The 12,453-nt window shown below is 52.8% G+C and carries 7 protein-coding genes; 2 read left to right on the plus strand and 5 right to left on the minus strand.

All coding sequences use genetic code 11. The features are described 5' to 3' along the window. Positions 1-3: 3 nt before the first annotated feature. Positions 4-5,145, minus strand: a complete 5,142-nt coding sequence (locus L1278_RS11135) for a translocation/assembly module TamB domain-containing protein (RefSeq protein WP_371927353.1) — start codon at positions 5,143-5,145, stop codon at positions 4-6. 265 nt (positions 5,146-5,410) lie between these two features. Between L1278_RS11135 and L1278_RS11140 the strand changes: the two genes are divergently transcribed. Continuing rightward, positions 5,411-6,676: a hypothetical protein gene (locus L1278_RS11140; RefSeq protein WP_253404009.1), complete on the plus strand. Its 1,266-nt coding sequence runs from the start codon at positions 5,411-5,413 to the stop codon at positions 6,674-6,676. Between the two features lie 9 nt (positions 6,677-6,685). Here L1278_RS11140 and L1278_RS11145 read toward each other — a convergent pair whose 3' ends face one another. Continuing rightward, complete coding sequence (locus L1278_RS11145) at positions 6,686-7,156, minus strand: YbhB/YbcL family Raf kinase inhibitor-like protein (RefSeq protein ID WP_253404011.1); 471 nt, start codon at positions 7,154-7,156, stop codon at positions 6,686-6,688. 319 nt (positions 7,157-7,475) lie between these two features. Here L1278_RS11145 and L1278_RS19510 point away from each other — a divergent pair, with 319 nt between their 5' ends. After that, entirely contained in the window at positions 7,476-7,610 is a 135-nt protein-coding gene (locus L1278_RS19510) for a hypothetical protein (protein ID WP_256488587.1), read from the plus strand. A gap of 123 nt (positions 7,611-7,733) precedes the next feature. Here the strand turns inward: L1278_RS19510 and L1278_RS11150 are convergent, their stop codons facing one another. The 3 genes from L1278_RS11150 to L1278_RS11160 all read right to left on the minus strand — a co-directional run bounded on the left by L1278_RS11150 (position 7,734) and on the right by L1278_RS11160 (position 12,452). After that, the gene (locus tag L1278_RS11150; protein WP_253404013.1) at positions 7,734-7,976 is read right to left on the minus strand and encodes an acyl carrier protein; all 243 of its coding nucleotides are present in this window, start codon (positions 7,974-7,976) and stop codon (positions 7,734-7,736) included. 96 nt (positions 7,977-8,072) lie between these two features. Then, positions 8,073-11,252, minus strand: a complete 3,180-nt coding sequence (locus tag L1278_RS11155; RefSeq protein WP_253404021.1) for an efflux RND transporter permease subunit — start codon at positions 11,250-11,252, stop codon at positions 8,073-8,075. Positions 11,253-11,396: 144 nt separating this feature from the next. After that, positions 11,397-12,452, minus strand: a complete 1,056-nt coding sequence (locus L1278_RS11160; RefSeq protein ID WP_253404023.1) for an efflux RND transporter periplasmic adaptor subunit — start codon at positions 12,450-12,452, stop codon at positions 11,397-11,399. Position 12,453: the final 1 nt, after the last annotated feature.

The raw sequence follows: 12,453 nt of genomic DNA on the forward strand, positions 1-12,453 counted from the left end.
GACTTATTCTTGTTCTTCTTTTACGACTTCTTCTACTTTCTCTTCAGCTTCCAGCTCTTCCTTTCGCTTCTCCCGCTGGTTAAACTTAATGGCCTCCTCCAGGCGACGTTCTTCTCTGCGTGCCCCTCTGCTCTCCAGGCTTCGGAAAAGGTCAGAGAAGTTGTCATAATCGCGCACAAAGATCAGGCCCACGCCGGTGGCCCGCACATCACCCTCTAGGAAGCCCTCGTACTGGTTGCGCTGGAAGGCTCGCACTCGCAGCCTGCCGTCTTTTGTAAGCGAGTACTCCACCGACACGTCTCCGCCGAAACCGCTCATGTTGCGCTGTTGTTCACTCTGTCCTTCCAGTCCAACGTCAGCACCAACACGTACCGTCAGGCGGTCATTCAGAAACTGCTGGCGCAAGGCCACGTTCAGGTCGGTGCGTCCCTCGGCTGAACCGGAGGAGTAATCTTCATAAGAGCTTACGCCCAGTTCCAGTCCGAGTCCGCCGGCATAGCGGTTCGTCAACTGATTGAGTTGGTCTGTCATGACCTGGCTTAAGCTATTGCGGGCAGTAGAGCCCAGTCCGCCACCACCAGAGCTCGACAGCGGGTCCTCTGCCATGAAACGGCCCAATACCAGAAGTGAGAAAACCTGTTTATTGAGTTCAGAATCACTCTGGCGCAAGGCACCCAGGCGGGCTTCCACAGTACCATCCAAAGCCCCCCGCCGCTGCTCTTCCAGCTGAATGTCAAATCCGATCTCTGGTTTGAGCAACTCTCCGTTCAAATTAACATACACCTCGAAAGGCAACTGCGTACGATAACGGTTGAGCTGGCCGGCATCTACGTCCAACTGATTAGACACCAGTTCCATAGGAGCCGCATCAATTCGGTAAATGGCTGAGATCTGCATGTTGGCCTGCATCGGGTCACCGGTCCAGTTGATGTAGCTGCCTTTCGCGATCTCGAGTTTGCGTGACACCAGGTCATAAAAGTCCATGCTGTACATACCTTCCGTAATCTCATAGCGACCGCTCATGCTGATCTGTCCGCTTGGCGTGATGCCGATGTAGAGGGGAGACGCATTGCCGCGCACGACCAGGTTATCCCCCGTGGTCGGATCTATCACAATGGTCACGGTGGTGGCATCGGTTACGTTGATCTGCGCATCGACGTTGGCACCCATAAAACCGGCGGTCGTGTTTTCCTCCACCACTCTTGCGAGAATGGCGTTGAGAGAGTCGTTGAGCGTGACAAATTCGACCACCCCTTCGCGCTCGGCGGCGGCCACCCCTTCGGCCGGGATCACGGTGGTGAATGTGGAGCCATCGAGCACCGTCACGAATACTTCAATGTTCGGCGCCATCATATTGCCCGTTATACTGGCTTTCATCGCCATCTGCACATTTCCATAAAACAGGTCGTTGTCGTTGGCGGTGGAGTTCATGGCCAGGAAGCGGTCCGAACGCGCGCGCAGGTCGAAGGTATAGTCCGTGTAGTTCTGCGTCAGGATATTGCCGTTGATGTCGAGCGTGTTGCCCAGCGTGTCAGTCAGGGTGAAGTCGCGCATGCTGATGCCTTTCTCCGTGAACTCCAGCCGCTCGTTCTGTAAGGTATAGAGCGAGTTGAGCATGGTCAGGTTAAACTGCGCCTGGTTAAAATCAAGACCACCCCGGATAGCGGGCTGTGCCAGTGTGCCTGTGATGCGCAGCTTGCCATTGGCGCTTCCGGCCAGTCTGTCTACCATACCTTGGGTGAAACCGCCGAACGAGGCCAGGTTCAGGTTGGCAATGTTAGCATCCAGGTTGAGCAGGCTCGTTTCAGGCTTCAGTTCGTAAGTACCACTTACCAGCACTTCGTTGCCATTGCCGGTCAGCCCCAGGTTCAGGTTGTAGCGATTAGGGCCCGCTGTGTTGGCTTTCAGGGCAATATCGCCGATCGGTATACCTGTGTAGGCGAAGTCAGTCAGGGTAAGGTCTGCGGTAAAGGCCGGATTGCCGGCCAGCAGATCCGTCAGCATGGCGGTACCGTTCAATACACCCGTCATCACGCTGTCCTGCTGCTGAAACGACGTCATGATATGACCGATCTCAAAGTTGCCGAACTCTACCTGCAGCGGTGCATTCGGTTTAACCGGGCCCGTGCTGTTGAGCAGTATATAGTTTCCGTTTCGCTCCAGTCGGATGTTCTGTGCATAAAGCAGGTTGGTATCGAACTGCAGGTAGTTGTCCTGCGGTACCGACCAAGGCTCCCCATTGATGACAAGCTGCTCTGGATTAAAGGCAAAACGATAACCCGGCCCCAAGCTATTGAGCACACCGCCAATTACAAACTGCTCCGCGCTGTCTGCGTCAGCCATGGCCAGTCGCACGCTCATATCATTGTCGCGGGCTGCCCCGTTCAGGCTCACATTGTTGAGCAACAGGGAAGGGGAACGGATCTCACGGACACCCAGATTGTAACCCATCTGCTCGCGGTTGCCGCGTACCTGTAGTGTCATATCCTGTATGTTATATTCGGTATAGGTCAGTTTGCTCACGTTCGCGTCCATGGCAAATGCCTGCGTCTCTCCGTTGTAGGAAGCCGTGATCGGACCATTTACCTGTAGTTCTTCCAGATCAGGCACAAAGGAGGCGATGATGTCCGGACGGCGAACGAGCATCGTAGCCTCAAAACTGCCCAGGTTGACGTTGGCCGGGTAGGGCGGATCAGGTTGCAAGTCGAAGTACGCAGAGAAGTGTTTAGCCAGGGCGGTAGGAAGCTCACCCAGATCATTGGCAAACCGCATGTCGGCGTTGAGTATGCTGGAATTAAGTTCGATGGCAGCACCTGGCATTTTCTGCTTCAGGGTCAGCTGCAGCGAGTCGATGGGGTAGGAGACCCCTTGCAGACGCACGCGTACATTGTCGCCCTCCAGTGTGCCGCTGATATCGTTGGCATCCTTGCCGGCAAAGCGACCCCGCAGCTGCCCCCGCACGCCGAGCTCCTCTTTATAAAAATTGAGTGCCTTCAGGTCGACGCCTTTCAGGTCCAGGTCAAACACGTACTCCCCCCGCTGGGCATTGCGCATATTAAAGTCGCCTTTCAGGTCGAAGTTCAGGTTCTCGTCGCGGGCGCGGGCGGCTACCTGGTACAGGTTGCGATTGATGCGGGCGTCCACGTCCACATTGTTATAGGCGTAATTGTTGTAATTGGCCTCTTTGATGTGGGCCTTCACATCCGCGCGCATGGTTTCGGGACTTAAGCCGGTACCACGGGCTGTTGCCTCAAAAGCGACACGCCCTACACCATAGTCTTCTGTAAATAGCTGCTTCAGATCAAAGCCCGCGGTTTTGACGGTCGCCCGGAAAGGCTCGGCTCCGGTTGGTCCCTCGTCCATATCCACGACGGCATTCAGGTTGCCAAAGGAACTTTTGATCGCTGCGTTCAGATCGAAGTTGGTCAGCGTGCCGCTATACCTGCCCGTCATGCTCAGGTTATTTGGAATCCTGATCTCAGGCGGAATCGTGCCAGGTGGGGCCAATGCCAGGATGTCGGTGCGGGTGGTGGCCAGGCGGTTGATGTTGAGGTTCATGGCCAGGCGATCCGGGTCCATTGCATTGCGCACGTTGCCACTCACGTTCACGGCTGTACCCTGTAGACCGGCCACCTGCAACTGCTGTATACTGATATTGTCCAGTGGACCCTGCGCGCGTCCGTCGAGTCGAATGGTGGATTTGGCGATTTTGCGGAACGAAGGATTCTCGGCGAGGTCAGGCGCAAAAAGCAGCACATCCTGCATGCTGATGCGACTGTTGTCAATGTCGAGGTCCAACTGAACGGCATCCAGATTATCGGTCAGGTCGGCCCAGGAGGTATAGTTTAATGCCAGGTCTTTGCCAATGCGACTGTTGCCTGTCTGCAGATCAAGGTTGGCCAGTCTGGCGTGCGTAGAGTCGAGCGTAATATCAGATTGAAAATTGTTAATCCGGAAGCCGCTCTTTTCCTCAAGCTTGAGCTGGTTGAGTTGCATGCCCATCTGGTTCAGGCTATACCTGACATCTTCGGCGTTCATTTCGATATTAGTGAAGCGTAGGTGGTTGTAGTCCATCCCGCGAGCCTGTCGGGGCGCGTCGGCATTCTCCATACCTGCTTCCAGCCCGCTCACGTTCAGCTTACCCAGGTTCAGGACCCACTTCACCGGCTGGCCCTGCGTCTTTTCTACTGATTCGTCCAGATTGCGCACCGTCTCGGCCGGGTTCACAGCCAGCGAGTCAGTTGGCACCATTTTCTTCTGCACATACAGCACTTTGGAGTCGTGCAGGTCGAAGCTACGCAAGTCGATGCGGGCATTGGGCAGGTCGATGTCTTCCACGGCCAGTTCCGATTTGCCCAGCTTCAGTTCAATGCGCTGGTCAGCCGGAATACTGACGTAGTTCAGGGCGAAGTTTTCCACTTCCACGCTGCTCATGTCAAATTCAAAAGTTATAGGCTCAGGCTCTGTTTCAGGAGGTAGTTTGGTCTGCACATAGTTTATACCTGTGTTGCGAAGCTCTATTTCATCCAGGCGGTAGATCTCTTCTTCCAGGTTCAGCTCTTCCATGGTGGTGGTGAGCTGTCCTACCCTTGCCCGAATGTGATTGCCGCCTGCTTCGTCGTTGAAGTTGACGTACACGTTCTCGAGGTTGATCAGGCCCAGGTCCAGCTGCATGGCACCGGTCGAGTCGGCAGGCTGGGCTGCCGTGGTATCGGTGGCGAAGGCGTCCATCAGGAAGTCGAAGTTGGACGTGGAGTCAGGGCGTATGTGCAGGTTGAGGGTGGCCTGCTGCAGGTCTATTTTACTGATGTTGATTTTGCCGCTCAACAGCGACCATACCTTGAGGTCGAGCCCGAGGCGTTGGCTATACCAGAGCGTGTCCTGCTGCTGGTCTTCCATGTACACATTCTCCAGCACAATGGCATTGCGCCAGTCTGTCTTAAAACGCCCGATCTCCACCCGAGTGTCGAGCATGCCGGCCAGGTATGAGGCTCCTTTCTGCGCAGCAAAATTTTGTACTTTCGGGATTTGCAACGCGATTATAATGAGCAATAAAAGCCCCACTACGATGGCGAGGAACCACAGTATTACTTTGGCAATGATCTGTCCGATATGTTTAGCTGATGCGATAAGTCTGGTATTTATTTTTTGACTTTACGCAGGATTGCTAACAAGGATAGAATTTTTTACTAATGGCAGTTGTTGCGAAAATCCAGGGTTGCCGTGGAATAAAATTACTGCCTTGGTTTACGCTGAGATCCCTAGCGGGCGCAAGTTGAAATATTTAGTGAAGGTTATGTTGTAACTGACTAATAGACAAACTACTAAATAAAATTAGAGTACACTAGATAAGGCTTACTTTATTGCATTCTTTATGGCAGGTTCAGCTATACCCCCCGGGTTTGAGGATATGTTAAGTTTTGGATTAGTGGAGGCCTTGTTGGGGCGTAGGTCGCGCCGCTTTTTCAGAGGTGCAGAGATTCCGGACGGGGTATTTGCCTACAGATCGAGGCATGAACCCATGCCGCTCTCAGAACTGGAGAAGCTTCTCGTGGTGACTGCCTGCGCCGGCAATACGGGTTGGCACAATATGATCTACCGCGCTCAGCGTTATGCTCCCTACCTCTCGAACTACGCCGCCGCCGCCGGGGGACGTATTTTTCCATCTGCAGCGGGCTTTCATACTTCCATGACCTTTTTCACAGATGACACTGGTGTGTATGTGGTCAACAACCGCGATGCTCCTGCCTCCGCTGATCGCAAAAAGGATAGTTCGCTGGAACTCGATGATGTGGTGCAAGCAATGCGTAGCCATATCACCAAATTACAGGACGGCCGCTTGAAATTACCATCTGAGGTGCCCTTTGTAGAAGCACATAATACCTGGGTGAGTAACAAGCCCGGCACACTACTCGTCATTCCGGTGGCAGATCTGGCGCAACATATGCTGCTGGGCCTTTGTTATATGCTTCAGAACGGACTCGTACTGTACGACGACATCAACAAACGGCAGATTCCAGGTATAGACCGTTTCAAAGCGCTGGCCGATCCGGATAGCACGTGGCCGATCACGTTTGTCGAACAGCTTTCGCTGGCTGAGGTTTCAGTAGAGATGTCGACTTCCTGCTACGCGGGGACGCTGATGCTGCAGGCCATGGGGCTCGGCGGCTGGCTGTATGATGGCATCGATCCAATCAGTGTGTTGGGAGCAAGTGGCGTAGCGGGAGTAGATGGACTTGGTTTCCGTTACGACACCGATGACCGGTGGCCCTACCCAAACCCAACCGGGCTGGACGGGGTGATGGAAGCGCACTGTCCGCCACACTATGCTGATATGCGCGCTGCTGTGGATGCAGTTTGTGATCGTAAATTCGGCAAAGGGGGGCCCTATCACCCGGCGACTCCGGGTCCGTGGAAAGATTCGGCAGGAGTGAGGCAAGCTGCGCAGGTACACGATGAAGCGTTCAGGGAATGTGTGGCGCTACAGGCACAGTATGTGTATGATACATTTGGCAAATTTCCAGGCACCGTGCCGTCGGTTTTCATCTGCACTTATCTGCAGGCGCATCACCTCGATCTGGAATTTTACGACAAGTTTTACCAGCCCGGTGCTTACCTGCACACACACGCTAACCACAACAGGCAATGGCACCCGGACCTCTCACAAAATCAGTAGATTTTTTCCTTAGGCCATCATCACGTTGTAGCGACTGTACACGCCCATCAGTTCGCCCATCGCCAGTACGTGCGGACCCAGCACGCGGAGCAGGGCCTGGCGGCCGGTGCCTTCTTTGATGTTGAGCATCACGTCGAGGGCGTAAATCCTGAAGTAGTAATGGTGCAAACCCTGTGGCGGGCAGGGGCCGCCGTAGTGGAGCCTTCCAAAATCGTTGGTGCCCTGTATACCGGGCACATCGCCTTCTTCAATCAGGTTGGTGGGAGGTATGTTCCATACCAGCCAGTGCGTCCAGATGCCCCGCGGCGCATCAGGGTCTTCGACAATCACTACCACACTCTCCGTATACTTAGGCAGGTTTCTGATTTCAAGCGGCGGACTGATGTTCTCGCCGTCACAGGTATAGCGGGTCGGTATCCGCTCCCCCTGCGAAAAGGCGGGACTTGTCAGGTATAGCTTTCCTTGTGTTCTCGGCTGCATAGCGTTTCAGTTCCAGTTTAGTGTAAGTATAACTGTCGTTCAGGTGGGTGGGTAAGTAAAATAGTGGCACATTAGTAGGTGTAATATTTATATTATAACTTTGTTTACTTATAAAGGTTGGGTTTTTAAATAAAAAAAGGTATATATTTACTAATAATTTTATAAGTTTATACCTCCATCAGCCACAAATCAGTTTAGATTCTTAAACTAGGCAGCTATTATTAATTTTTTTTGAAGATTTTTTCGTAAATAATTGAAAATTAGTCAGAACCTATTAACTTTCGTATATAAGGAAACTCGGATAAAAAAGCATGGGGTTATGGAGATATTTATCATCTTGACGGTACTGGCGATTTATGCAGTAGGCTACCTGTTGTACTACATGTATGGCAAAGAGGAGCGAAGCGACCGGAAGTACGATCGCTACCAAAAGTACGACCGTTACCAGGTATAAAGAGGAATCATACTGTTTGTGTATGCAGTGCCCGGGCATTGCCCGCAACTGTTGCGCCATTAAAAAAGGTGCAGGTTAAAGTCCTGCACCTTTTTTAATGAGTCAATTAGGGAATTTGCTTGTCTAACTTGCTTTGCTTAGCTGAAGGTAGTTCACCAGATCGTCAATTGAGTATACCGGAATTTCGTCCGGAATAACGACGCTGTACTTTTTCTCTACAGCCAAAATAATATCTACTACATCAACTATATCCATTCCATTTTCCCAAAGTCCTTTGGGGCCGGAAAGTTTATGGGGGGCGATTGCTTTTAACCTGCTAACCAGGCTAATTACCTCTTTGTAGAGGGTAGTTCTGGGATCTGCCATATGCATCATCATAAAGGGTAGTTTGGAACCTCGTATTCCCCTGATCTCCTCCTGTCACTTTAACTGACAGGAGGAGAGGGGAGTGACATTAAGATCTTAGTGTGCAAACTCGTGTGCCATTTTCTTTTCTTCGAGCTCTCTGGTTTCGTGCTCCAGTTCTTCCAGCGATTTCTCTTCCAGCACAATTACCGTTTTCTTGTCCCAGCCAAACTTAGCGAGGATGCGGTCGAAGCCGTAGTAGATGATCGGCACTACGATCAGAGTCAGGAACATGGATGAACTCAGACCACCGATCAGTGCCCAGGCCAGGCCGTTTTTAGTCGCGGCCACGGAGCCACCCGCGAGCGCAATCGGCAGCATACCGATCACCATCGCCAGCGTCGTCATCAGGATCGGGCGGAAACGGATTCTTACTGCTTCGGTTAGGGCTTCCTTCACTTCCACACCCTCGTCTTTGAGCTTGTTGGTAAAGTCTACTACCATAATGGCGTTCTTGGCTACCAGACCGATCATCATGATAATACCCAGGATCGAGAAGATGCTCAGCGACTGCTGTGCCAGCGCCAGGGCCAGCAAGGCACCAATGATCGCCAACGGTATAGAGAACAGAACCACCAGCGGGTACACGTACGAGTCGTACAGGGCCACCATGATCAGGTACACGAAGATGATAGAGGCCAGCAAGGCAACACCCAGCGTACCGAAGCCTTCGCTCTGGTTTTTCAGGTTACCACCATACTCGATGCTCACACCAGCCGGCATGTCCACTTCTTCCATCAGCGCCTGGATGTCGGCACCCACTGTACCTGTCGGACGACCGATTACCTGTGAGTTCACGTTAATGGACGTCACGCGGTTATAGCGCTCGAGCTGGGACGGACCAGTTGACTGGCGTATGTCGGCAAACTGACCAAGGCGCACCAACTGCCCCGTGTTGTTCACAAAGGATAGGTTGGCGATATCGGTCACGCTGCGGCGGTCAAACTCGTCCAGTCGTATGTTGATGTCGTAGTCTTCGGTACCGGAACGGAAAGTCACGTCGGAGTTACCGCTGAAGGCCAGCTGCATGCTCGCACCCACGTTCTCCAGCGACAGGCCTACGTTGGCCATCTTGTCACGGTCCACCACTACCTCAATTTCCGGGTTACCTCCTTCTACCGACATTTCTACGTCGGCCGTACCTGCCACACCTTCTACCACACGCATTACCTGCTGCGAGAAAGCCATCACGCTGTCCAGGTTAGAACCTGAAATGATCAGCTGGATAGGGGCCTGTGAGTTACCTACCAGACCTACCGGAACCGGCGTCACTTCCACGTTCGGAAGTTTGCTCTCGATGTCGGCCTTAGCCTGACGGCTGAACTGGTCGGTGCTGAAGATACGCTCCTTCACGTCCACAAGCGTAACGGATACCTCCGCTTTGTAAGCCGTGTTCTGGCCCTGCTGCGCCGATGAAGTGGTACCTACGGTGGTAAATACTTTCGATACTTCCGGGAAACCCTCTAAGTACTGCTCTACCTGGCGTGTGGCAAAGTTGGTTTGCTCCACAGTGGAGTTCTTAGGCAGCTCCAGCTGTAAGCTCACTTCGCCACGGTCACCGGCAGGTATAAAGTCCGAACCGATAAAGCCGAGTGGCACCAGCGCAAAAGAAGCGACAAGCAACAGGATCGTTACCGCCAATGTAATGAACTTGTGATTAAACGCCCACTTCAGGGCTGCTGTAAAGCCATCGATGATGTTGTCCAGGAAGCGCTCGAATGCCAGAATAAAGCGTCCGAAAATGTTCTTGTCCGAGATATGCTCCAGGCGTGAGAAACGGCTGGCCAACAGCGGAATCAAGGTAAAGGCTACGAACAATGAGATCATCGTCGATACGGCTACCACTACAGCAAACTGACGCAGAATGTCTGATACCAGTCCTGATGAAAGGGCAATAGGTATAAACACCACCGAGATTACCAGGGTGATGGACGTAACCGTCGCCATGATCTCGCGGATACCGTCGTATGCAGCCTGTGCCGGCTTTTTACCCATTTCCATGTGGCGGTGAATGTTCTCGATCACCACAATGGCATCATCCACCAAGATACCCACCACAAGCGAGAGTGCCAGCAGCGACATCAAGTTGAGCGAGTAGCCGAATAGGTACATGAAAATAAAGGTCGCCACCAAAGAGGCAGGTATAGAAACCATTACGATCACCGCATTTCGGAACGAGTGCAGGAACAGCAACATCACAACTGCCACCAGGATGATCGCGATCATCAGGTCGTGGAGTACCGAGTCGGCAGCCTCCAGGGTGAAGTCTGATGAGTCGTTGGCGATGTTGAAGTTCAAACCAACGTTAGCGTACGTCTTCTCCAGGTCAGCCAGGGCTTCCTTCGTCAGACGGCTCACCTCCACGGCGTTGGCATCCGACTGCTTCTGTATCGTGATACCCACGGACGGGCTGCTGTTCACGCGGGTCAGTACTTCAATGTCTTTCTGCGTGTCCTGTACCTCGGCCACGTCTGACAGGCGCACAATGCCGTTCTGGTCTTCGCGGATGATCAGGCCACGCAACTGGTCCAGCGATGCAAACTTTCCTGCCAGACGGATCTGCGTCTGTCCGCTTTCCTGCTTGATCTTTCCGGTAGGAAAGTCGAGGTTGGAGTTACGGATTTTCTGCTGCACCTGTAGGATGGAGAGGTTGTAGGCTTCCAGTTTGTTGGCGTCGATGTTCACTTTGATCTCACGCTCCTGGCCACCCAGAATTTTGATGGCAGCCATACCTGGTATGCGCGACAGTTCCGGCTTGATCTTCTTGTCGATCAGGTCGTAGAACTCTGTCGGCGACATGTTGGCCGTGGCCCCCATCTTGATGATCGGAAGGTCGTCGAGGTCAAACTTGTTGAGCGTAGGCGACTCGGCATCATCCGGCAGATTGGCCAGGATGGTGTTGATCTTTCGCTGCGCATCCTGCAGGGCCAGGTCCACGTTAGTGCCCTGGTTTAGCTCTACCACTATAATAGAGAAACTCTCAAGAGAGGTGCCGCGCATGGTCTTCACGTTCTCGAGTGACGACAGGGCTTCCTCGATCTCCTTGGTCACCGAGTTCTCTACCTCGTTAGGGGAGGCACCCGGGTAAATAGTGGAGATGGTGAGTACCGGCGGGTTGAACTTCGGAAGAAGCTCGTAGTTAAGCGACTGGTAGCTCGCAACACCCAACAGTGTGAGGACCGTGAAGACCACCACCACCAGGGTTGAGCGCTGTATCGATATTTTGGTTATGTTCATTTCTTAATGTTCTTAATGCTTTAATAGCGCGAGCGTCTTCGCTCGTGTTTGGTATTGTGTGGCCTCTGGCCGCCTGTAACTATCGACTGGACCAAAGGCCACGCTATAGTTAGTCACGAGCGAAGACGCTCGCGCCATATTCCATTATTTCAGCACTGTCACTTTGATGCCTTCACGCAGGTTGATCTGGCCGCTGCGAACTACCTGCTCGCCTGGCTTCACACCATCCAGTATTTCTACCTGATCCTGCGTTACCACGCCTACACGTACCGGGCGCTGGCTGGCCTGGCCGTCTTTCACCACATACACAATCGGGTTCTGGATGCTACCTACGATTGCTTCACGTGGCAACAGCATGGCGTCACGCTGGTCGGCTACGTCGAAGAAAGCGGTGCCATACATACCGGCACGCAGGTTGTTATTAGCGGCATTTTTTACTTCCACTTCCACATCAAACTTCAGGGTAGGGTCAGCCTGGGCGGCGATGGCCGTTACTATACCTTCGTACTCCTGGCCTGAACCAGCATCGGCTTTCACTTTTACTTTGTCGCCTTTGTTGATCAGCAGTACTTCGCTTTCAGAGGCTTTTACTTGCAGTTTCAGCTTGTCTACGTTCACAATGTCGTACAGCTTCGTACCTGCATTCAAGTATGAGCCTACTTCTACATAAATCTCATTGATCTCGCCGCTGATAGGAGCGGTAATGCGTGTCTTGGTCAGGCGCTGACGGGCAGCTACCAATTGGCCTTCCGTAGCTTTTGCATTCAGGCGGGCATCTTCCAGCTGACGCTTAGTGATGGCATCTCCTGCAGCCAAGTTCTCGAATCGCTCGAGGTCACGCTTGGCTTTTTCGGCATTGGTTTGGGCTGTAGCCAGGTCGGCAGCCATGGTGTTGCTTTCTACCTGCACCAGCAGTTCGCCTGCCTTCACTTTGTCGCCTTTGCGCTTGAGCACGCTTTTGATCTGGCCTTGTGTTTCAGACAGTAATGTCAGACTCTGGATCGGAGCAAAGTTGCCTTGCGCTGTAAAAGACTTGTCGAGTTTGGCGGAAGCTACTTCGGTAATGGTGACAGGTATAGCATCGCTCTTGATGGAGGCTACGGCGGCGTTGGCAGCCATTTGCTCTTTGTTGCTCATCAGCTTAAAGCCTATAGCGCCCAAAATCACGATTACGACTACGATATAAATCAGCTTTTTCATT

The sequence above is a fragment of the Pontibacter sp. HSC-36F09 genome, assembly GCF_024171605.1.
Taxonomy (GTDB): Bacteria; Bacteroidota; Bacteroidia; order Cytophagales; family Hymenobacteraceae; genus Pontibacter.

Bases quoted from the DNA above. Each gene is read 5' to 3' on its own strand.
- L1278_RS11140 (WP_253404009.1), top strand. From the start codon at position 5,411: ATGTTAAGTTTTGGATTAGTGGAGGCCTTGTTGGGGCGTAGGTCGCGC.
- L1278_RS11145 (WP_253404011.1), bottom strand. From the start codon at position 7,156: ATGCAGCCGAGAACACAAGGAAAGCTATACCTGACAAGTCCCGCCTTT.
- L1278_RS19510 (WP_256488587.1), top strand. From the start codon at position 7,476: ATGGAGATATTTATCATCTTGACGGTACTGGCGATTTATGCAGTAGGC.
- L1278_RS11150 (WP_253404013.1), bottom strand. From the start codon at position 7,976: ATGGCAGATCCCAGAACTACCCTCTACAAAGAGGTAATTAGCCTGGTT.
- L1278_RS11155 (WP_253404021.1), bottom strand. From the start codon at position 11,252: ATGAACATAACCAAAATATCGATACAGCGCTCAACCCTGGTGGTGGTG.
- L1278_RS11160 (WP_253404023.1), bottom strand. From the start codon at position 12,452: ATGAAAAAGCTGATTTATATCGTAGTCGTAATCGTGATTTTGGGCGCT.